The sequence below is a fragment of the Aquiflexum sp. TKW24L genome, from assembly GCF_023502205.1.
GTDB lineage: Bacteria > Bacteroidota > Bacteroidia > Cytophagales > Cyclobacteriaceae > Cognataquiflexum.
In genome coordinates, this window is the sequence record NZ_JAMFLG010000008.1 from 50,902 (window position 1) to 73,323 (window position 22,422).

At 39.6% G+C, this 22,422-nt stretch carries 13 protein-coding genes and 1 pseudogene; 3 read left to right on the forward strand and 11 right to left on the reverse strand.

Translation table 11 applies throughout. From position 1 onward, the window contains the following. Nucleotides 1–30 precede the first annotated feature (30 nt). The 5 genes from M3O96_RS07395 to aspS all read right to left on the reverse strand — a co-directional run bounded on the left by M3O96_RS07395 (nucleotide 31) and on the right by aspS (nucleotide 5,724). Complete coding sequence (locus M3O96_RS07395; protein ID WP_249719692.1) at nucleotides 31–2,904, reverse strand: outer membrane beta-barrel protein; 2,874 nt, start codon at nucleotides 2,902–2,904, stop codon at nucleotides 31–33. Nucleotides 2,905–3,176: 272 nt separating this feature from the next. Next, complete coding sequence (locus M3O96_RS22190; RefSeq protein ID WP_502798903.1) at nucleotides 3,177–3,335, reverse strand: putative polyvalent protein kinase domain-containing protein; 159 nt, start codon at nucleotides 3,333–3,335, stop codon at nucleotides 3,177–3,179. Continuing rightward, the gene (locus tag M3O96_RS22195; RefSeq protein WP_502798904.1) at nucleotides 3,262–3,570 is read right to left on the reverse strand and encodes a putative polyvalent protein kinase domain-containing protein; all 309 of its coding nucleotides are present in this window, start codon (nucleotides 3,568–3,570) and stop codon (nucleotides 3,262–3,264) included. The genes M3O96_RS22190 and M3O96_RS22195 overlap by 74 nt, the downstream gene beginning before the upstream one ends. 3 nt (nucleotides 3,571–3,573) lie before the next feature. Beyond that, nucleotides 3,574–3,819 carry a hypothetical protein gene (locus M3O96_RS07400; protein ID WP_249719693.1) on the reverse strand — a complete coding sequence of 82 codons (246 nt, stop codon included), beginning with the start codon at nucleotides 3,817–3,819 and terminating at the stop codon, nucleotides 3,574–3,576. Nucleotides 3,820–3,963: 144 nt separating this feature from the next. Next, on the reverse strand, nucleotides 3,964–5,724 hold the full coding sequence (aspS, locus tag M3O96_RS07405) for an aspartate--tRNA ligase (RefSeq protein WP_249719694.1): 1,761 nt from the start codon (nucleotides 5,722–5,724) through the stop codon (nucleotides 3,964–3,966). A 301-nt stretch (nucleotides 5,725–6,025) separates the two neighbouring features. Between aspS and M3O96_RS07410 the strand changes: the two genes are divergently transcribed. Beyond that, nucleotides 6,026–7,300, forward strand: a complete 1,275-nt coding sequence (locus M3O96_RS07410) for a M23 family metallopeptidase (RefSeq protein WP_249719695.1) — start codon at nucleotides 6,026–6,028, stop codon at nucleotides 7,298–7,300. Nucleotides 7,301–7,646: 346 nt separating this feature from the next. Here M3O96_RS07410 and M3O96_RS07415 read toward each other — a convergent pair whose 3' ends face one another. Genes M3O96_RS07415 through M3O96_RS07430 form a run of 4 tightly spaced genes read right to left on the reverse strand, consistent with a single transcriptional unit; the run spans nucleotide 7,647 to nucleotide 15,496 of the window. Then, nucleotides 7,647–10,001, reverse strand: a complete 2,355-nt coding sequence (locus tag M3O96_RS07415; RefSeq protein ID WP_249719696.1) for an OmpA family protein — start codon at nucleotides 9,999–10,001, stop codon at nucleotides 7,647–7,649. 2 nt (nucleotides 10,002–10,003) lie between these two features. After that, nucleotides 10,004–10,978, reverse strand: coding sequence for a PorP/SprF family type IX secretion system membrane protein (locus M3O96_RS07420; protein WP_249719697.1), 975 nt, complete (start codon nucleotides 10,976–10,978; stop codon nucleotides 10,004–10,006). 12 nt (nucleotides 10,979–10,990) lie between these two features. Further along, nucleotides 10,991–14,956 (reverse strand): CLIPPER-2 domain-containing protein, encoded by a 3,966-nt coding sequence (locus M3O96_RS07425; RefSeq protein WP_249719698.1) that lies wholly within the window; start codon nucleotides 14,954–14,956, stop codon nucleotides 10,991–10,993. A gap of 18 nt (nucleotides 14,957–14,974) precedes the next feature. Beyond that, nucleotides 14,975–15,496, reverse strand: coding sequence for a hypothetical protein (locus tag M3O96_RS07430; protein WP_249719699.1), 522 nt, complete (start codon nucleotides 15,494–15,496; stop codon nucleotides 14,975–14,977). 468 nt (nucleotides 15,497–15,964) lie between these two features. Between M3O96_RS07430 and M3O96_RS07435 the strand changes: the two genes are divergently transcribed. Both M3O96_RS07435 and M3O96_RS07440 read left to right on the forward strand, forming a co-directional pair. Continuing rightward, the gene (locus M3O96_RS07435) at nucleotides 15,965–17,401 is read left to right on the forward strand and encodes an aldehyde dehydrogenase family protein (RefSeq protein WP_249719700.1); all 1,437 of its coding nucleotides are present in this window, start codon (nucleotides 15,965–15,967) and stop codon (nucleotides 17,399–17,401) included. A gap of 70 nt (nucleotides 17,402–17,471) precedes the next feature. Beyond that, nucleotides 17,472–18,568: pseudogene (locus tag M3O96_RS07440) on the forward strand (DmpA family aminopeptidase). 15 nt (nucleotides 18,569–18,583) lie between these two features. On the opposite strand, the gene M3O96_RS07445 reads toward M3O96_RS07440, so the two are convergent. Both M3O96_RS07445 and M3O96_RS07450 read right to left on the reverse strand, forming a co-directional pair. Next, nucleotides 18,584–20,113, reverse strand: a complete 1,530-nt coding sequence (locus M3O96_RS07445) for a cryptochrome/photolyase family protein (protein WP_249719701.1) — start codon at nucleotides 20,111–20,113, stop codon at nucleotides 18,584–18,586. A gap of 18 nt (nucleotides 20,114–20,131) precedes the next feature. Continuing rightward, nucleotides 20,132–22,042 (reverse strand): T9SS type B sorting domain-containing protein, encoded by a 1,911-nt coding sequence (locus M3O96_RS07450; RefSeq protein ID WP_249719702.1) that lies wholly within the window; start codon nucleotides 22,040–22,042, stop codon nucleotides 20,132–20,134. Nucleotides 22,043–22,422: the final 380 nt, after the last annotated feature.

A 22,422-nucleotide genomic window follows, 5' to 3' on the forward strand; every position in this document is an offset into this window, starting at 1 on the left:
GAGACCGGTGATAGGGTCTCTTTTTTGTTTTTACCAAGTCCTTCCTCCGCCACCACCTGGCCTTCCTTGTTCAGGACTTGCGGCTTGAGGTTTGAAGTTTCCAATAATATAAGAAAACGTGATCAGACCATATCTAGTTAAAACCCTAGTAAAGGTATCCTCGATCGATACATCTGAGACTGTCCTGCCGATCGCATTGTTTTGATTGAGTAAATCAAACACCGTCATTTTCAATTCCGCTTTGTTGTCTTTCATAAATCTGTATCCGGCTTCAATATTCCAAAGCCATACTGACTGGTCCAATGTTGGGGAAAGTCCTCTGTATAGTGAATTGTTAAGGACATTGGAAATGAACATTTTTCCTTTATTGGGAGAATAGTAGAATCTGAAATTAGATGTCTGGATATAATAATTCTGATCAAGATTTGATTGCAGACTACTGTTGACAATGGTATAAATTCCTGTAGTCGAAATAGAAAAATCCAAGTCCTTGCTTATGTTACTTGTCAGGGTCAAACCTTGACTCAAATCAATATTGTCATTTGCATTTTTCTGTCCATTGATCATACCCGGAGTTCTGTTGTAGGAAACTGATGAATTCAGGTTGAACTGTGATTTCCAGCTTTTGATCGGAGTACCATAAGTGACAAACAATCGGGACCTGAAGTTGCCTGAAAAATTCTCTGGACGGCTAATCTGCCCGCCTGGTTTTAAGAGGACTTGGTTGTTGATCAAAGTGTCTGTCTGCGCCACAAAAGTATTGGTACCGATAAAGTCTTCTGTCAGGTTCAAAGAAAGGAAAGTGAAGAAGGTTTTTGATTTGGCAATGTTGATTTTGGAATAATTGATGAAGGCATTATGACTGAAGGACTGACCAAGGTTAGGATTACCGACCGAAAGCTGCAAGGGGTTTTGGTTGTTGATGACATTTTGGAGCTGGTTGACACTTGGTTCTTGGGTGTTGGTCCTGTACCTCAACCTGAATGAAGTTCCTTTTTGTTGGTTTCGGTAATTGGCATTCAGACCGGGAAGAAAATTGCTGAAAGAGCGGTTGAAAAGTTCTTCTCTTGGAAAAAAGCTTTCATTGTCCTGCACAGCATATTGGTAGTCGAGATTGGCGTTGATATTCCAAGACTTGAGGTTGTAGCTGTATCCGATGCTTGGTCTTTGGACTATAAATTTGTTGTTAAATTGATTACTCAAAGCGGTATCAAGAACCATAATGCCGCCTTCAGGCACCAAGCTGAAAGTTTTCTGATCTGAGGTGGTTTTGTTATTTCCAACTTGGTAGGACATTGTCAACAATGATTTTTCTGTCACAGGCTCGGTATATTGTAAAGTCGCTCTATAATTGAATCCATCCGAAAGCCCGAAGGTTTCTTGGTTGATGGTATCCCGGATATCTCTGATAAAATCCCGATTTGCAGCAACAAGGTCGGAATATTGATCTCTTTTGGTCCAAGCAGTGAAAACCGTGGTAGAAATCGTTCTACCCTGCTTGTCAAATTTGTATCTGTATACAAAATTATTTGCGAGATTATAGCCATCGGTAGTGGCATCGGATATTGTTTTTGCACTACTCAATGGGTCTAAAGATCCGGAAAGGTTGAGCCCGTCACGGTCATTATAGGTATTGTTACTTTGGAAATTGAGGGATGGTGTAATAATAATGGCATTTTTGGGATTGATGTCGTATTCTATCCTGCCATTGACCCGGTGGTTGTTATTTTTAATGGTATTGAGTAAACTTTCTTCATAAAATTGCCTCGTAGTTTCGGACAAGATGATTTCCCTATTGGTCAATTTGAATAAATTATTTTTGGTGGAATTGAAGAAATAGCTTCCGGTAAAGTTGATTTTTTTGCCGAATTTGTCACTGTAATTTAAACCAACACTGTTTGTGGTAATGATTCCCTGATCTTGTCCTACGAGGAAGTTGTTGTTTCCACCACCCCAACCTTGACCACCTGGACGACCGCCGCCACCCCGATTACCACCGCCTCCTTGACCTGCACTACTCACACCTACAAGATCTTGGGAGGAAAAATTTTGCTGGTTGATATTATTGAATAAACCGATGAGGGAAATTCTTTTAGCGCCTTTGAAATAATTAAAATTTCCTCCTGCTGCGTACCTTTCCTGCGTACCTGCCCCTGCATACAATCTCCCAAACTGTCTTGTATTTTTGTCCGGTCTGGTTACGATATTGATGGTACGTGAATAATTACCATCATCAAATCCCGTCAACCTCGATTGGTCTGATCTTTGGTCCAAGATCTCCACCCTATCGATCACATCAGCGGGTAGATTTCTCAAAGCCATAAATGGATCATTACCAAAAAACTCCCTTCCATCCACCAAAACCTTTTGAACCTGTTCTCCTTTTGCCTGAATCTCCCCATTTTGAATGGTCACACCGGGAAGTTTTCTGACAAGTTCTTCGGCATCTGCATTTTCCCTTGTCCTAAAAGCATTGGCATTGAATGATGTCGTGTCCCCTTTTACTTCACCCACGACTACCTGTCCTTCTATCACTACTTCACCAAGCAGCTTGCTATCTTCAATTAAGACCAAGGTTCCCAAATCCAAACCATCACTTCTGTTGTGGGTTTTGCTGATTTTAACAAACCCTAAAAATGTAACCTCGATAAGAACAGAGGGGATTCTTGGACGGCTAATCTCAAAAGTCCCATCTGCCCCGGTGACTGTATTTACCAACACAGAGTCCGTTACCGTTTTGATTACTACATTGGCGCCGATCATCGGTTCCTTAGTGGCACCTTCTATGACTCGGCCTTTCAGGATGAGGTCCTGTGTTCTTCCTTGCGGTCTTTGGGCTTGGGAGTCAAAGGAATAGACAAAAAACAAGCAAATGAAAAATATTTTGAAAGTAGAAATCTTCATGGGAAATAAAATTATTATCTCAGCTTAGACATTGGAGTAAGTAGAAAAGTTTAAGCGGTTAGTAGGTTAAATTGTGAATGGAAAAAAAGAAGGACAAATGGGTATTAGATTCCTTTAAAATGGGGGTTTAAAGCAGGAGAAGTCAAAATTAATTCCTTCATCCAGCCACCTGTTTTTGCCGATACCCAGTTTATTTTAAAAATAAAAATTCCGCTCTTTTTACGGTAATTTTACTTATGTCCAGCTAAGTCAGACTAAAGCCATTATGATGTTTATTTTTCAAACCAAAATCCTTCATCTAAATAAAAGACTGTATCAATAAAATATAAGACACCATTTCTGGTCAAAACATTTTCATCATGCAAATCCTCCAAATATGATTCCCAATTTGGGATTAAAGTAATCGTTATTACGGATACAAACAAAATCATTGGATTCCATAAAAATTTTTACCTTTTCTAAATCAGTATTTTCAGTGATTGAAACATATGACTGTTTGACAACTGCGTAAAGTCTTTGGCTTTCTTTGGTAAAACCGATTAAATCATAAGCAGTATCCGGAAAGAAAAAATTATGGAGCAGTAAGTTGGTAAAGTAATCTTTCCAAGAACTGAAATAGATTCCGTCATTTAACTTTAGGACATATTCAGAATCTTGTAAAAATATCCTCTATTCAGCACCCTGACTTACAAACCTGGAAAAATCAATCTTTGGAATCCAAAGGTCTTTTTCAAAAATGAACCTTTCTAGTTTTTCTGTCTCCTGTTCCCGGACCTGCTTTGGGATTTCAGTTTTTGGGCCTGAAGGCGTGCCATCTCCGAGGTAACTGGAGACTGATTGGATAGTTGTTCCAAACCTAACTTGGCCCTTTCCTGAAATGATATGGTGAAGTTCATGCTTTATTAGGTTTTGCATTTTCACAAAGGTAGAAATATTGGACCTCTGAAAAAGGAAGGGATACTACTACAAAATCTTAGATGATTGTAATCGTTGATAACCCTACTGCGCAAATTACCCCAAAAGAAAAATCCCAATCTTTCAACCGGGATTTTTTGAGTTTTATTTTTTCTCAGCCAAGGCGACCTTGATAGAGAGTTCTGTCAGCTGTTCATCAGATATCGTGCTTGGCGTATCGATCATGACATCCCTACCGGAGTTGTTTTTTGGGAAGGCGATATAATCCCTGATCGAATCAGATCCACCAAAAATGGCACAAAGCCTGTCAAATCCAAAGGCAATCCCACCATGTGGCGGCGCACCAAATTCAAATGCTTCCATCAAAAACCCAAACTGCTTCTGTGCTTCGGCATCCGAAAATCCAAGATGCTTGAACATCAGTTGCTGAGTCGACCTGTCATGGATTCGGATTGACCCGCCACCGATTTCGACACCATTGATGACGAGGTCATAGGCATTTGCCCGGACTGCACCCGGATCGGTTTCCAAAAGTGGAATATCTTCTTTCTTTGGAGAAGTAAATGGATGGTGCATGGCATGAAATCTATTTGTCTCCTCATCCCATTCGAGCAAAGGAAAGTCAACTACCCAAAGCGGCTTGAATACGTTTCGATCCCTCAGTCCGAGTTCTTCTCCCATTTTCAGCCTGAGTTCTGACATTTGTTTTCTGGTGGATTTTGCGTCCCCACTCAAAACCAAAATCAGGTCTCCGGCCTCTGCTCCCATCTTTTCAGCCCAAGATTTCAAATCTTCATTGGAATAGAATTTATCTACAGTTGACTTGAAAGTCCCATCTTCGTTGCATTTGACATATACCAATCCTTTGGCCCCGATCTGTGGTCTCTTTACCCAATTGGTCAATTCATCAAGTTGCTTTCTTGTATATTCCCCCGCGCCTTTAGCACAGATTCCGATTATAAGTTCTGCCTGATCAAAAATGGAAAATCCTTTTCCCTGAGCGACGTCATTGAGTTCGGCAAATTTCATGTCAAACCTCAAATCAGGTTTGTCATTGCCATAGCCACTCATGGCTTCGGCATACGTCATTCTTTTGACTTCTTCCAATTCCACTCCTTTGACATTGGCAAAAAGATGCTTGGTCAAACCTTCAAAAGTATTCAGGATATCTTCCTGACTTACGAAAGACATTTCGCAGTCAATCTGTGTAAACTCAGGCTGTCTGTCTGCCCGCAAATCCTCGTCTCTGAAACATTTGACAATCTGAAAATACCTGTCAAAACCACTGACCATCAACAGTTGCTTGAAAGTCTGTGGAGATTGCGGCAATGCATAAAATTCTCCCGGATTGACGCGGCTGGGAACCACAAAATCACGAGCACCTTCGGGAGTGGATTTGATCAAAACAGGTGTCTCCACCTCAATGAAATCCTGCGCATCCATATATTTCCTTGTCTCCTGCATCATGCGGTGACGGAGTTGAAGCTTTTCCCTGACCACATTTCTGCGAAGGTCTAGGTATCTGTATTTCATTCTCAATTCATCACCTCCATCTGTTTCATCCTCGATGATAAAAGGAGGAACTTTAGATGGATTCAAAATCTCGAGTAATTCCACCTTGATTTCGATATCCCCGGTAGGCATTTTGTCATTTTTGGAAGTTCTCTCCAACACAGTTCCTTTTGCCAAAACGACAAATTCCCTTCCTAAAGAGGCTGCTTTTTCAAGCAATGATTTGTCAGAAGAGCCTTCTTCAAAAATCAATTGGGTAACACCATATCTGTCTCTTAAGTCTACCCATATTAAGCCTCCTTTATTCCTGACCCTTTGCACCCAGCCCGAAAGACTTACTTTTTGATGGACATCTTGTATCCTTAATTCTCCGCAAGTATGTGTTCTCAGCATGATAATGATGGTATTTTTTGAAGTGGACAAAGATAAACAAAGCTTGGGGACAATTCTTAATCAGCGAAAAAGTTTGGCCAAAACTTTTTTTTTGGCAATAAAGTGAGCTTTTGGTTAGAATTTCTACAATATCCAGCTGGATGGAAACAAAAAAATGTCATTTATATGAAATACCAAATTGTACTTCCCGTTGATAGTATAGGTTTGAATATTAATTATGACTTGAAAAGTTGTAAATAATTTGGATTTTGACCCAAATTTAAATTCCTTTGGAATAACAGAATATTTCACCCCCTCTATCATGAATAAAAAATTAACTTTTACAATCTCTGGGTTGCTGATTTTTAGCAGCATATTTTATTATAATCAAAAAGAACAGAATGAATTTAACGCTATCGAAGAAGAAATTGAATTCGTCGAAGAAAAGAAAGAAGACCAAATCCTTTACGGTATCAATGTGAATGAATTGGATGTTGTGGAAGGCGTAGTTGGAAAAAACCAAACCTTATCCACTATCCTTGCACCTTTCAATGTTCCTTATCAAATCATAGACGAATTAGCCCGAAAGTCAAAAGATATTTTTGATGTCAAGAAAATTGCATTCAACAAAAAATTCACTGTTCTGACATCCAAAGATTCTACTCTAGCCCAGTTTTTCATTTACGAACCTAATCCTGCGGAATTTGTCGTTTTCAAATTAGACGAGGGAGAGGTATATAAAGAAGAAAGGCCTGTTGAAATCCGGAAGGTTGAAATCGGCGGGACAATCAGCAGCAATCTTTATGTAAACATGACTGAGATTGGAATCGGTCCTGACCTGATTGACCAATTTGCTGATTTGTATGGTTGGGCAGTGGATTTTCAAAGACTTCAAAAAGGCGATAAATTCAAAGTTTCTTATTCCGAAAAAGTAGTCGAAGGTAATGTGATTGGTCTAGGAGACATCGAAGTTGCCTATTTTGAGCATATGGGAGTTCCTTACCACGCCATCCCTTTTGAGCAAAATGGCGAAAGAACGTTTTTTGATCAGGATGGTAACAGTTTCAAAAAAGCATTTTTGAGAGACCCTTTGAAATATTCCAGAATAAGTTCAAGATATAATTTGAACCGGTTTCACCCGGTCCAAAAAAGATACAAAGCCCACCTTGGTACAGATTACGCAGCCCCGACCGGAACAGAAATCAGGTCTGTCGGTGACGGAACTGTCGTAGAAGCTAGGTACACAAGTGCAAATGGCAACTTTGTTAAAATCAAACACAACGGCACCTACACCACCCAATACCTTCACATGTCCAAAATTGCGAAGGGAATGATAACAGGGTCAAGAGTAAAGCAAGGTCAAGTGATCGGATATGTAGGAAGTACAGGTTTGGCCACAGGTCCACATCTTTGCTTTAGATTTTGGAAAAACGGAAAGCAGGAAGATTGGTTGAAGGAAAAAATCCCACCTTCCGAGCCAATATCTCAGGAAAACAGGATGGCTTTTGATCAGGTAAAAGCTGAAAGCATGCGACAGATTGCAGCTATACCTTATGTGAATGCCGACCAAAAGATGGTAGCCAAGGTAAATCCTTAATCCGAGTTTCGATTGAATAATTGAAGACCAAGAAGTAAAATTCTTGGTCTTTTTTTATGGACAGCCGACATCACCTTTGGCTAACTTTTTGTAAAAAACAAATCCCATCGGCCTTCAAAATCGGGGGTTAATATTGAGGCAATCTACCTAATGCAAATGTACCTGGCCTTTCTGGGTATTAGGATTCACACTCTTGATAAAATGTTGGTGGAGCGAAAAACCCGGCCAAGATTTTCTTCGTCTATTAACCTTAGTTGAATTGAATGAAAAAAAAAGGACCTCCCAGAAGGAGGCCATTTTTACTTATCTATCTCGCAAGTTTAAAAAATAAAGTCTTTAATTATTTTCACTTCAACCGAAGCTCTGTTCTTCTATTCAGTTGGTGCATATTTTCAGTACATGGAATTGTTCCGCAATCATTGATGGGCAATGATTTTCCAAACCATTGGTATTCTATTCTGTTTGCATCCACGCCTCGTTGCACAAGGTATTCCATCACCGCTTTGGCTCTTCTTTCTGCTAATTTGAGGTTATAATCTTCATTTCCCCTTTGGTCAGTGTGACCAGAAAGGTAAAGCTGAAGATTTTTCAATTTTTTCATCACCAATGTTACCCTCTCCAAATCCTTCTCATGGACTGCCCTGATCGTTGATTTGTCAAAATCAAAATACACAGCAGGGATAGAATTCATCTCGTTTTGGATTTGCTCAAAAAGAGATGACTCATCACAAAGGTCTTTTCCAAATAGCGAAGCCGGCAAATCATATTCTTTGTTAGTGTCCGAGAAGGCCTCCAAAACCAATTCACTTCGCCTGTTCAGTTGATGTTTTGTCTCAGGACAAGGAACATTATCACCGCAATCGTTAGCCAGATTTTCCTTTCCAAACCAATCGATTTTCACCCTATTTTCCGGGATACCAAAATTTGCAAGATAGTCTTTGACTGCTGATGCCCTTTTCCCACTCAAAAGCCTATTGTATTCAACAGATGCCCGCGCATCGGTATGAGAACCCACTGCTAAATCGAGAAAATCATATTTTGTCATCAATTCAGCAATTTTATTTAAGACCGGTTCGGCGTCATTTCTAATTTTTGCTTTGTCCAAATCATAATAAACAATATCAACCAAGACAGGCAAATTATAGGGAATTCTGACAAGTTTATATTCTCTTTCCAAAACATCATCTTGAAGACCTTTGGTAGAAAGTGTACTGTCATAAATGCTAAAATATCCTTTTTTACTGATTTTAAGGTTAAAATTACTTTCGGGTTTAAGATCTGCCAAAAGTTCTCCTTTGTCGTTCCTAACATTGGGAATCAAATCCATGCCTTCTTGTTCTGTTAGAGTGGAAGTAAATTCCTCGCTGATAATATAATCATCACAATCGATCACTCTTGCGATGAGTTTTTTGAATAGATCTTCAATCAAGTAAATGTCATCCAATCCCATTCCACCAGTTCTATCCGAGCTCAGGTACCTTTTTCCATCTTTGGTGACTAGGTATCCAAAATCATCGCGTGCGGAATTGTAAGGAAGCCCCATGTTTTGTATGTTATTGAAAACTGAACCTAAAAAATCTGCTTTGAAGACATCCATTCCCCCTAAGCCCGGGTGACCGGTGGATGAGAAGTAGAAAGTAGATCCATTAACAGATGGGTATCTTTCATTTTTGGAAGTGTTGATTTTGTCGCCGAGGTTGACAGGTTCCCCAAAATTCATATTCCCATCGTAGCTGACATAATAGATGTCAAACCCTCCCATTCCTCCAGGTTTGTCTGAAGCAAAGTAAATTCTTTTGTTTTCTTCGTCTACAAAAGGATTCATGACACCGTACTCAGTTATGCTATTGATTGGGAAAGCCTTGGTCTCGGATAAAGATCCATCAGCACCGATTTTGCTGTAGAAAATCTCTGAATTAAGGGAATATTCCCTGCTGCCTTTAATCTTATTTACATCTCTAAAAACAGAATAGAATATCAGGTTTTGGCTTTCCATCAGACTTGGATCACTCACGTGAAGGGCATCCGGAAGGTCAGGTACCAATGCGGAAAGTGTGCTATCTTTATCAAATTTGTAGATTCCAAAAAACGATCTGTCATTGAAGCTACTTTTTTCAGTGCTGTAAAGGTTGCTTTTGGCATCTAGCCTGATTCCTTTTTTGTCTGTGGGCGTGACATTTCCCCTATCGCTTGAAAAATATTGATTTCCGATTTTGTCTTCTTCCAATCCATAATCAGATCCGACTGAATTGATTCCTTTGGCAAGAACCAACTTGACATGGGCTTCTTTAGTGGTCATGGATCTGATCAAGTCAAAATCAAGTTCAGGAAAATCATCTTCATCAAATGAGGAGCCTTTCAGCATTTCATCTATTTGATCCCCTCTTCCAACTTTCATCGCCGCTGTAAGGTATTGGGCATAATCTGATCTCTGGGCTTCTTCATTTGTAATTACTTTTTCCCACCACTCGAATGACTTTTCATAATCTTGGACTAGGCTAAAAGCTTCTGCAGCTTTTCTAGCGGTAGCTATTTTTGGATTTCGCTCATAAGCTTGTCCGTAAATTTCTGCAGCGTGTTGAAAGTTTTCAAGTTCATTCTGCTTGTCAGCATACTTTAAAAGTCTGTTTTGTGCAAAAGATGGATTCGAAAAGGTTAAAGAAATTACAAGGAATAAAAGAGTGTAAAGTATATTTCTCATGATCAGAACCATCTTGGATTATTCATTGTGACTTTTCTTGGAGATAAATAAAATCCTACAGAAAACTCATGAGAATTATTTCTGGAATTTTGAAGCGCATTTAGGGATTGATCATAAGCATATCCAAATCGAACTTTATCAGTGGCAAAAACTTCTATAATGAAAGCCATTGCATTTCTTCTGCTGATTTCACTTTCTAGATTATCATTCCAGATATGCATATTGGTCCGATAGGAAGCACCTAACCAAAGTCTGTCATAAAACAGGAACATGCCGTTAAGGTCAACATTTGTTGGAGAACCCTTTACTTCTTTGATAAGGAATGAAGGTTTGAATTCAACCGCATCTGTGATTGGGAGCATGGCCCCTGCTGTCAGGAAGAAATGCAGGTCATGGAGAGAAAGAGAGATATCTTCTCTTTCCATCGATTTCTTTCCAATCATATTGAAAGCACTCAGTCCAGCATAAAATCTGGTTTTGTGAAAAAACAAACCCACATTCATATTGGGACTGAATAAGTTGTTTATTCCGGCTGGGATTTCTACATCATCCTGATCTATCGGATTGAGCATGTCCCCGTTCAATTGGTATTCAGAGACTCCTGCACTTGCACCTAAGGCCAGATATGATTCTTTGCCAGTTTGGATCCTATAGGAATAAGTTAATAATCCTGTGGTCGTTCTTGTAGGTCCGATCTGATCCGAAAGCATTGATACTCCAAAACCCATCATTCCCTCATTGGCGCTCAGGTCTGCGGTGATGGTGAAAGTGCGTGGTGCTCCTTCTAGATTGACCCACTGATTTCTATAAGTACTCTGGATATATCCCTGATTTTTGTATCCGGCATATCCGGGATTGATATGTAAGCCATTGAAAATATATTGGCTGAATTGGGGCAGCTGCTGTGCCTGTGCCTGATTCAAAGCCATCCAGGCAACCATCAAGCAGAGTCCAAATATTTTGAAATTCCTTTTCATACTTTGCGAGATTTATTTTTTGATAACCTGGATCCAACCTTTAAACTCATGTACTTTGCCTTCGGTATCTGTACCCCTGAATACAAAGAAGTAAGTTCCTCCCACTATTCCTTCTGCGCTCCAGTCATTTTCATAATTACTGTTTTCATAGAGGTGGTCACCAAATCTGTTGAGGATTACTATTTCCCTCTTCGCAAACTTTTGAGAGCCCCTGATGATGAACCTGTCATTTTTCCCATCATTGTTTGGAGTGATCACGTTCGGAATAAAGAGGGCGTTGATCTGATTGGTATCTTCGGCAGTATTGTCATCCGGATTGATATCCTCCTCATCTGAAGACAACATCACCCTGTTGACGATATTCAGCGGGTTTCCATTGATGAGGGCATCTGCCTTCACCCTGACATAGATCGTCAATTTGGAATTCCCAGGGAAGAATGGAATGGTATAGGTGAGTTTCTTTCCTGAAATATCCGTGGTGACTTTGATGTCATTTGAGGAGAAATTAAACCTTGTGCTGACATAAGTAACTCCGTTTGGAAGGTCATCTATCACCACGACATTGGTGGCATTGAATGTGCTTAAATTGGTTACATCAATCTGATATTCGAATTCATCTCCTTCGAAAATTTCCACCTCGTGGGAAGTTTTGGAAATGCTCAAATCCACTTCTGAATTGACCAATCTGAAGGTGACAAAAGCTTCATCACTGTTTGTTGGATTCAATGATTCTCTCAGAATATACTTTAATCTATATTCCCTAGCTTCATTGACACCTGGGATAAGACTCAACTCACCCTCGCCGGTGGTCAATAGACCGATGATTCCATCAAGTTCTATGAATTCGAAGTTGATATTGTCTGGCGTTACAGGTTTGCCATTGAGTAGGTCATTTGATAAGATATTGCCTAGTACGCCTCCGTAATCCAAAGCATGTGTTCCAAATTCGTCGTCATTGGCGATGATCTGATTTTTAGACCCGCTTACTGTTACTGAGTCGGTGGACTTGATTTCCTCTCCTTCTGAATCTGTGGCGTTTACCAAAACGGTATTCAAAATTGTTCCTAAAACAAGGTCTTCGGCTTTTACTGTATATTTTGTCTCAAAAGAAACAATCTGTCCGGGAGCTAAACTTGGAATTGTTTCATTCATTCCAGTCAATGGATCCACGACAGTGATGTTGGTCAAAGTCGTATTTCCGGTATTGGTTACAGCTATGGTATAGGTAATCTCCTGTCCAACTTCAGTAAATGATTCAGTATTTGTTGTTTTACTTACTGAAATCCCTTCTACTTTACAAGAATTCACATTGATAGTAACCAATGATCTTGGACCGATACAGTCTGAAGCGACACCTTCAGCAACCCAAACCTGGATTGATCCTACCATGGTGGAATCGACCTTAAATTCTGTAGTAGCTACGCCACCTTCCGCCTGGGTGAAGAAGAAGACTTCAAATTGACCTTCTTCTCCTTGATTACTTGGTAGAATTAAGGTATTCAAATTAGGGATCTCCTGACCTTGACAAAATTCATAAGCTGTACCCTGGGCGATGGTTGGGCTTGTGGTTACTATCGAAACCTCTATTTTGAACTCAAAAACACAATTACTTGAATTTACAGGAATACCATAATAAGTTCCGCTTTTTGCAGGAAATGGATTTGTTGCGTTGAATTCAGTTGAATTGTTGGGATCGATGCCATCAAAGAACCTTATTCCTTTTGGAAAAGAAAGAGAAATGGTGTTTACCGCAATTCCCTCTTCAGAATTAATGTTGCAGAAAGAGAAATTGCTGAACAAATCAAGTTCACCACAATTTGCCTGTACCCATTCCAAAGCACCTGAAATTGGGATTACTAGAGGTGTTTGGATAGGTTCTCCTTCACATGCTCCATCCAAAAATCCCTGGGTCAATTGAATCCCGCTAAAATCGGTTTGGGAAATTTTGCCTTTTCCAGAAATAGATCCTCCTACTGATATAAAGGCCTCACAACCAGGATTGGACAAGATTAGACAGTCCTCTGTAGCTTTCAGCTTATAGGTCAATCTTGCCAAAATAGTGGTAATATCATCAAGCTGAGGTAACTCACCCAATTCCCAAACAATGGAGCCGGTTGGACCCAAGTTAGGATCGAAATAGGGTGCTTTAACGGTATTTGGTGTGAAGAAAACCTCAAAATTAGCACTTACGAAAGTTGAAGTGTAAGGTATGGGGATGATAACTTTTCCATTCTCAATCGCCTCTGTTCCAAGGTTTCGTATGTCCAAAGTATATTCAATTTCCTGTCCCGGTGATACAGAAGGATTTTCAGATACTGGTGCTCCATTGATGGAAACAACCTGATTGAGTCCTTGAATGTCCGGAACATAAGCATCTACAGAAAAGGCAATCGAGTAAATATTATAAATATCTCTCCTAGAACCATATCGAAATACTGTTGAGGTTTGTCCATTGGCAATGATAGAATTGTTTGGATTTGGAACATTCCACATCGCTATGTCAATCCCAGTATTATTGTCAAGCATTGGATTTCTTGGATTTGGTACCAAGTTCCCGTTGGCATCGCTTACCGGGGTAAAGATAGAAGAGTTGAAAAAGTTGTTTGTACTATTCAAATCATGTTTTAATCGAACCCAATTAGTATTGGCTGCATTTCTGATTTCCAAGTAATCTCCACTTAATCCTCTTTCTCCCTCTCCTGCCATTACTCCGAGCTTAAGGTTTACCGGTCCGTTCTGTACAGCGTTGAACCCATTGATCAAAAGTTCTCCATCGACTGCCACGGAATCACCTATTGCCCTGACATATGAGTAGCCGTCAAATATGGTCACATCTCTCCATTTCATTTTGGAGTTTTCATAGACTACTACTATACCCCAATGGCCAAAATACCCTACAGCACCACCGTTTCCTTCGGTGAGCGCAATATCTGCCACCGTATATTCTCCAAGCCCTTGGCTTTGTATCAGTTGTGTAATATCAACATACCCCACATACATATCGTCCAATTCTCCGGCAGGATATAAAATATTATTGGCAGAGGCAGTTACTTCTGTGTATGCAGAGGCATTTGGACCTTTTATTTTTACTTTCCTTTTGTCAAGGTTAGTGGTATTAATAATTTCTGGAATGAATGTCCCATTAGCAGTAATTCTGGCAAAATTTTCAGTTGTCTGATATGCGGATAATTCCTCTGTTCTTGAAATATTTCTCTGTAACCTGTCTACTTTCAATGCAACTTCACCATCATTAATGATAATCGGGTCAAAAGTCACAGTTCTGATATTTCCATCAGTTGTAACAACCTGATTGGTCAAGGTTATAAATGTCCCACTTGTCCCAATCCTGTATCTTGCAGGATTGTTATTGTTGTTTGAAAATTCAAAAGCAAAGGTATCGCCACCTTTTCTTGATGTAAAATTAAATCGGGGTAATCTGTTTCCTTCTCCACCACTCCTACTGATTGTCATCGTATAATATGAATATGACACCTGATTGCTGTGGTTGGCGATTTGGACCTTATTGGAAACTGAAACAGGCGCTCCTGGTTCTACACTGGTTACTACATCGAAATTCATACCCAATGAAGGATTTGCTCTTCCTGACCAATAAAGACCCGCATAGATTATTTCAGAACAATTTGGATCTGCATTATTTTCACCTGAAAAGACCAAAGTGGAAGAAGATGAATTGACAGTATTTGGGTTTCCATCTACATCTACATAAATCATTTGACTTCCGGAATTATTGATCCTATTTGGATCTAATAAAGTCAGGTTGGTATTGCCGATGATGGTAAAATCACCCCTTAATTTAAATATGTTGTTTTCGGGTGCCGGATTTCCAACTCTATGCTTAAATGGAACTCTATTGTCAGTCTGGGCTGAGATCTTTCCTGAAAAAACTGTGATCATTATGACCAAAAACAAATTGGTCAGGAGGTGTTTTTGAAAAGAAATTTGGAAAAATGTTTTCATTGTTTTAAAGTCTTAGGATTAAAAATTAGAATTAACCTGATATAAAAGAACAATATCACCTTCTTCAATTCCTGTCACCATACTTTCGACATCTTCTGAGGTCAATGGGATTTCTGAATGGATTAAAATGAAGGCAAGGTTTGAAAAACCCTTGAGATTTTCTGGGTTAATCCTTAGGCCTGACTTTTCCGAGTCAATTCCCAAATTGATTTGTAAAAGTTTGACTGTTCGAAAAATATTATTTCCCGATCCCAATGTTGGAATAGAATTGATATCAGTAGAGACTTTTTGGGGAAATCCCTCTCCAACAATTTGAGTTTTGGAATCCGAGATGATAATTGTAGAGACATTGTCATACACAAGACTTCTAAGAAAATCAGTGTTTTTTTCTCCCTCTTCTTTTAAATATTCTTCTAATGAGGAAGCTTTTTGGGAATAGCTTTCTGTAAAAGAAAAACAAACCATTACAATTATAAAAGAGAAAAGAAGGGTAAAACCTTTAGAGATTTCTTTCTTAGGAAATGTAAATAATGTCATCATAAGGAGATATTTAATGAACAAAATGGGTAGGCAGTTGAGATAGATTAAGCCTTAATCGAGTTAAATGGGTGGTAAGGGTGAGTTATTAACATTTAACTGTCGTAAAAATACAATTATTTGATTTTCATTTCCTAATAATTTTGAAAAAATATTTTACAAAATGCATTTTTTTGCATTCAAATACTCCACTAGAATTTTAATCCAAATATAAAAAAGATTGCTTTTTGAATAAAAAAAGGGATTTTTCAACCCCTTTTGACTTTTTTCATTTTTTCTTCTTTTAATGATTGGAGATATTTTTTGATCATTTCCAATCTCTGATTGACTCCCACATTGTTTTGGGGAACAATCCTATCCAAACTCCATAGCATAATTCTGATAACCTTTTAGTCCTTTGAACGGTCTCATAAAAGATTTGTTTTTCCCGATTGGTTGACTGAAATTGATCAATTATTAAACCCAAATAAAATGAAGCCAAACCAAGAACCGGAATTTCTAAAAACTAAGGTTGAAGAAATCTTTCTACTTCAGAAACAACATTCTTTGAAACTCAGAAAAAGTTCTGCCATCAATCGCATTGCACTATTAAATAGAATATTGTATTGGATCAATAAAAACCAGGAAGATATCAGAAAAGCTGTTCATGCTGATTATCAAAAACCATACCCTGAGATAGACATTACGGAGATCTTTCCTGTTAACATAGAAATCAACCATGCCATCAAGCATCTTGAGCATTGGATGAGACCAAAAAAAGTGGGAACTCCTTTGATTTTTTTGGGAACGAAGGCCTATATCCAATATGAACCCAAAGGAGTCAGTCTCATCATTGCGCCTTGGAATTACGCTTTCAATCTTGCTGTTGGGCCCTTGGTGTCTGCTATTGCCGCCGGCTGTACTGCCATTCTCAAACCATCGGAAATGACACCACATACATCTGCTTTGCTCAGAAGGATGGTCGGTGAAATCTTCGACACCCAGACTGTGGCTGTTATCGAAGGAGGCGTTGAGATTTCTCAAATGCTTTTATCGCTTCCTTTTGACCATGTTTTTTTTACTGGAAGTCCTTCGGTTGGGAAGATTGTCATGAAAGCAGCTGCTGAGCATTTAACTTCCGTTACTTTGGAATTAGGAGGGAAATCTCCGGTGCTGATTTTGGAGGATGCTGACCTGAAAGATACCGCTGAAAAAATAGCCGCAACCAAATTTCTAAATTGTGGACAGACATGCATTGCCCCGGATTACATTTTGATTCCGGTAAGATTGAAGGATACATTTATAGATGAAATGAAAAAAAGCCTTGAAAAAATGTATGTTTCAAATAAAAAAGGAATCGAAAGCTCGAAAGACTATTCCCGAATTGTAAATGAAAACCATTTCAATAGGATTCAGCATATTATAGCAGATGCTAATTTAAAAGGTGCAAAAATAGAATTTGGTGGAAATGCGAATAGGGAACAAAATTACATTGAACCTACCATTCTCTCCAATATGAAATGGGACATGAAAGTCATGCAGGAAGAAATATTTGGGCCGATTTTGCCTGTAGTTACCTATGAAAATTTGGGTGATGCCATTCAGATTGTCAACCAACAACCAAAACCACTCGCTTTTTATGTTTTCTCAAAAAATGACCAAAAGGTTAACGCCATTTTCAACGAAACCTCTTCGGGTGCAGCTGTGGCTAATGACTGTGCCGTCCATTTTCTTCACAGGGAACTTCCCTTTGGGGGTGTCAACAACAGCGGCCTCGGTAAAGCCCATGGACATTTTGGTTTTTTGGCTTTCAGCAATGAAAAATCCGTCCTGAAGCAACGCATCGGTTCGGCTGCAGTCAATCCTCTGTTTCCTCCTTTTACTTTGGCTAAAAAGAAACTGATCAAAGGAATCCTGAAATGGCTTTGATTATAAATACCTCAACCTAAAATCCTGTGTTTTGAAAAATAGAATTTTGACTTTCCTGCTCCTTATATATATGATGTCACATTCATTTTCTTTTGGACAATCAAGGCCCCGCGACTTGGGAATTCATATTGGAGTGATACCAACTGGTCTACAAAATTCCATCACCGATGTGGCAGGTGTCAAAGTGGGGCATACTACGCTTATTCAAGGTGCGAATGTCAGAACCGGTGTAACAGCTATCATCCCACACCCGGGAAATCTGTTCCAATCAAAAGTCCAGGCTGCTGTATTTGTGGGGAATGGATTTGGCAAACTCGCAGGAACGACCCAAATAGAAGAGTTGGGAAATATTGAATCTCCTATCATCCTGACAAATACCCTGGGTGTAGCAGCTGGGATCGAAGGTGTGGTGGAATCCACGCTATCTCAACCAAGAAATGAAAATGTACAATCAGTCAACGCCGTCGTGGGAGAGACCAATGACGGATACCTCAATGACATCCGAGGAAGGCATGTAAAAGCGGAAGATGTGGTTGCTGCAATTTCTAATGCCAAGGATGGAAAAGTCTTGGAAGGGAACGTCGGTGCAGGAACAGGTACGGTATGTTTTGGATTCAAGGGTGGTATTGGAACTTCATCACGAAAACTCCCCGAATCTTTGGGTGGCTATACGATAGGGGTTTTGGTTCAGACTAATTTCGGTGGGGTTTTACAGATTGATGGCGTTCCAATAGGCGTGGAATTGGGCGATTATAGCTTCAAAGACCATTTGGTTTCTGTAGATGGATCCTGCATGATCGTCGTAGCCACTGATGCTCCTGTCAATGAAAGGAACTTGAAAAGAATCGCACAAAGGGCCATGATGGGATTGGCCAAAACAGGTGGAATAGCCTCCAACGGTTCGGGGGATTATGTGATCGCCTTTTCCAATTTTCTCGGAAACCTAATTTCCCATAATTCTCCTTCCTCGAACTCCAAAAACCCACCTACCTCCAAAATGATGACATGAGTGCACTTTTTCTTGCCACCATCGAAGCTACAGAAGAAGCCATCATCAATTCACTTTTCGCAGCAAAAGATATGACAGGTAAAGATGAAAGAACCGTAAAGGCTTTGCCTAAAAAGGAGGTAATAGAGATAATGAAGCGATTTAATAGGATCAAATAATTTATATTAACCTAATTATAATTTATCAAGATTCTCTAGATATTTTTCTGCTTGCTCCAAGATTTTGGACTTGTCTTTTATCTTTTCCCAAGTCTTGTAGGCCATTCCTATTCTTGGATTCTTGGCCAATTTGTCCTCATTTCGGTCATAAAAATGCCAATATAGACTGTTGAATGGACATGCATTTTCACCTATTTTGAGGTTTTTGTCATAATGGCATCCCTTACAGTAATCGCTCATCTTATCGATGTAATTGGCAGAGGAAACATAAGGCTTGGTGCCCACGATGCCGCCGTCAGCAAACTGACTCATGCCTCTTGTGTTGGTGATTTCAACCCATTCGATAGCATCGATATAGATTCCAAGATACCATGCATCCACCTCATCAGGATCTATTCCGGCCAACAACGCAAAGTTTCCTGTAACCATCAGCCTTTGAATATGATGGGCATAAGACTTGTCCAAAGACTGTCCGATGCTGTGCTTCAGGCAATTCATTTTGGTCTTTCCGGTCCAATAGAATTCGGGCAATTTCCTTTCGTGCTCAAAGAAATTTAAAGTCGAGAACTTAGGCATTTTCGCCCAATAGATCCCACGCATATACTCCCGCCAACCTATGATTTGCCTGATAAAACCTTCTACTTGGGCGATGTTGATCCTGTCCTGATGTGCAAACCAATATTTCTCTACCTTTTCCACCACTTCAAGCGGGGAAAGCATTTTGGTATTCAAACTGAAGCTGAGGCGGCTATGAAAAAGAAAAGCATCTCCTGTGTACATTGAATCTTGGTATTCGCCAAAACTGTCCAAGAGTTTTTCACAGAAATAATCAAGAACCTGAAGGCTTTCCTCTCTCGAAACAGGCCATTCGAAGTTTTTCTCACCTATTGTTCCGATGGTTTCGACTCCCATCTTTTGGAGTAAACCGGTAATGTCACTTACATTTTTTGGAAATACCTTGGGCGCTTTGAGAAGCAAGGGGTCACGGAATTTGTTGCGGTTGTCTTGGTCGTAGTTCCATTTTCCTGTCAAAGGCTCTTTGCCATCCATAAGGACGTCGTATTTCTTTCTCATTTCACGATAGAAAGTCTCCATCAGGAATGTCTTTTTCCCTTTGAAAAAATCCTCAAGAAATTCTCTCGATGTCAAAAAATGTTCCGAATCGAAATGCCGGGAAGGAATCGAAAGGGATTTACAAAAATCTGCCAACTGCCGATCGAGCCGATATTCATCCGGTAAGAGGTATTCAAAACTTCCGATTTGGTGTTTTTCAATCAGAAAAAGCAGATTTTCCGTGAGGTTTTGGGTATTGTCAGGATGGTCAAGATTCCAGTAAACGACTTCATGACCTCCTTTTTGAAGGGCATCGGCAAAATTTCTCATGGCCAAAAAGAACCCGACCACTTTTTGGATATGGTGCCGGACATAGCCTGTTTCCTGTTTCATTTCCATCATGACATAAATATTGTCAGGATGTACTTCTCTGAACCAAGAGTGATTGATGTTAAGTTGATCGCCTAGAATCAGGCGCAGTGTTTTTGACATAGGTTGTGCACGGACTGATTACCATACACCATTTGCCACCATTTTGTTTTCTCTTAGGAGGGTAACCGTTCCTGTTTTTTCGATCGTTTCCCCTTTGGGAGTTTGGAAGGTGACTTTGTAGACATAATTGCCTGCAGGCAACAATTGACCATTCAACTGCCCATTCCATCCTTCGGCATTTTGGATGGCATTCGAAAAAATCATTTCTCCCCATTTGTTAAAAATATCCATCCTATACCCACTGATTCCTTTGATTTCAGGTTTGAAGAGGTCATTCAAACCATCATTGTTGGGAGAAAAAGCATTTGGCATCATGAGGTATTCACTTACTTGGTTGACTTTTACCTCCTCTTTTTGAACAGAGGAACAACCAAAAATATCATACGCCTTGAGTACAACTTTAAATTCTCCCGGCATTTTGAAAACATGGACAGGATCTTTTTCCAATGAAACTGTACCATCTCCAAAATCCCATTCCCAAGCAATAAAGTCTTCAGATATTTTACTTTCAAATTTCAACTTATCATCGACCAAAATTTCTTCTTCGGTGTCTAGTTCAAGTTTTTTGAAATCAAACCCGAGTCTGTCAGCAGAAGCGATATTGCTGTAGTCGACAAAAATCTTCTCGGTAATTTTGCAGCCATAGGCGTCAGTTACTTCCACAGCCAATTCTCTCTCTGTCAAAAATTCGATCTCTTGGGTGTTTTTGTTGACATTGAGCCATGTAATTTGATAAGGAGCTTTTCCACCTTTGATGCTGACCCAAGCCACGCCCTTCGCCTCATTGGTCTCACAGTTGACATCAACGGTGGTTTCTATCCTTGCGGTAAGTTTTTCCGGACCAGTGATGTTGAAAGTCTTTGAGGTTTCGCAACCCATTTGATCTATGATTTTGACGCTATACTCACCAGAGGATACATTTTCAAGGTTTTTTTCTTTGCTACCATTGGTCCAAGAAAACGTAAATGGAGCCATTCCGCCTTCGATATCGAGAGATATTTTACCTGATTTAGCATCAGCACAAAGCAAAACATTTGAAATCTCCGCCGATACAGACATTGGTTCGGCATCTTGGATGGAATAAGTCTTGGAAACGCTGCATCCGTTGGCATCCGTCACAGTCAATCCATATTCTCCTGCGATTAAGCCGTTGATTTTGTTTGTGGTTTTGCCATTGGACCACAGGAACTGAAACGGGGCTTTTCCTCCATCAGCAGTGACTGCAATCGAACCTTTGGGCTCATTGGAGCAGGATATGTGCGTTACTTCTTCTTTTAGCTGAATGGCTCCACTGTTGGATTTGATTTCAAAGTAGATGGTTTGGTTACAGTTGAACTTGTCGGAAACTTTCACAGAGTATGAGCCTGCCGAAAGGTCTTTGGCATGTAGCGCATCTGTCAAGCCATGGCTCCATTCGATTTTATAAGGTTCTCCCCTGCCCATTTTGATGTTAATTTTGGCTTCACCATCGGCGTTGCTACAGGAAACATTTTTGGTTCCAGACATTTCGATGACTAAGGGAAAAGGCGGCTGAACAACAATTTTTTCTTTGATTTGATGGCCCTGACTGTCTTTTACCCAGACAGTATATGTTCCCGAGAGCAGGTTGTACCTGTTTTGAACAGTCTGAAGATTGTTCCAAACAAAAGTATAAGGTGGAACCCCGCCGGAAATATCCAATAAAATATGTCCTCTATCGGCATGGTTACAAAGCGCAAGCTGACCGCTTACTGTTACTTCCATATCTCCCGGATCTGGTATTCCGCTTTGATTCATGGTCCTGAATACCGATGCATCCAAGGCTACAGGTCTACGGATTTTGCTGTACAATTGCTCCAAGTAGATTCCTTGCGAAAAAGCAAACGGACTTATTACCTGAAAAAATATCAGGATAAAAAGAGAGGTGAAAAGTCTTTTTTGCCAATTCATTTTTATTAAAGGTTTTGCAAAAACAGCGCTCTTTGACCAAGGGATTTTGTGGTTTAAAAGCAAAAATCTGTTTTTAGAAAATTGAAATATTATTTTATGTTATTTGAATAAAACAAAATGATATCTCTGTGTTTGGGTGATTTTATTTAATTTAAAAAATAATATAATAGAAAACCAAGGAATGGAGATTAGTCAAGATATGGTAAAAATGTTGAAAATGATAGGCTTTGCCATCAATTTCAAAAACGCTTGGTAGACCTACTTTTTTTGATGTATGAAGTGAAAAAAGAACTTCAGAAAAAATTGAAATAAATTTTCATCTATTTTCCTAAAAAGAAAAAAACCCGACTTTTTTGAGTCGGGCTAAATGTCTGAGGACA

What these genes read in the sequence shown, in the direction of transcription:
- M3O96_RS07395 (WP_249719692.1), bottom strand. Translation starts at nt 2,904, where the DNA reads ATGAAGATTTCTACTTTCAAAATATTTTTCATTTGCTTGTTTTTTGTC.
- M3O96_RS22190 (WP_502798903.1), bottom strand. Translation starts at nt 3,335, where the DNA reads ATGATTTTGTTTGTATCCGTAATAACGATTACTTTAATCCCAAATTGG.
- M3O96_RS07400 (WP_249719693.1), bottom strand. Translation starts at nt 3,819, where the DNA reads ATGCAAAACCTAATAAAGCATGAACTTCACCATATCATTTCAGGAAAG.
- aspS (WP_249719694.1), bottom strand. Translation starts at nt 5,724, where the DNA reads ATGCTGAGAACACATACTTGCGGAGAATTAAGGATACAAGATGTCCAT.
- M3O96_RS07410 (WP_249719695.1), top strand. Translation starts at nt 6,026, where the DNA reads ATGAATAAAAAATTAACTTTTACAATCTCTGGGTTGCTGATTTTTAGC.
- M3O96_RS07415 (WP_249719696.1), bottom strand. Translation starts at nt 10,001, where the DNA reads ATGAGAAATATACTTTACACTCTTTTATTCCTTGTAATTTCTTTAACC.
- M3O96_RS07420 (WP_249719697.1), bottom strand. Translation starts at nt 10,978, where the DNA reads ATGAAAAGGAATTTCAAAATATTTGGACTCTGCTTGATGGTTGCCTGG.
- M3O96_RS07425 (WP_249719698.1), bottom strand. Translation starts at nt 14,956, where the DNA reads ATGAAAACATTTTTCCAAATTTCTTTTCAAAAACACCTCCTGACCAAT.
- M3O96_RS07430 (WP_249719699.1), bottom strand. Translation starts at nt 15,496, where the DNA reads ATGATGACATTATTTACATTTCCTAAGAAAGAAATCTCTAAAGGTTTT.
- M3O96_RS07435 (WP_249719700.1), top strand. Translation starts at nt 15,965, where the DNA reads ATGAAGCCAAACCAAGAACCGGAATTTCTAAAAACTAAGGTTGAAGAA.
- M3O96_RS07445 (WP_249719701.1), bottom strand. Translation starts at nt 20,113, where the DNA reads ATGTCAAAAACACTGCGCCTGATTCTAGGCGATCAACTTAACATCAAT.
- M3O96_RS07450 (WP_249719702.1), bottom strand. Translation starts at nt 22,042, where the DNA reads ATGAATTGGCAAAAAAGACTTTTCACCTCTCTTTTTATCCTGATATTT.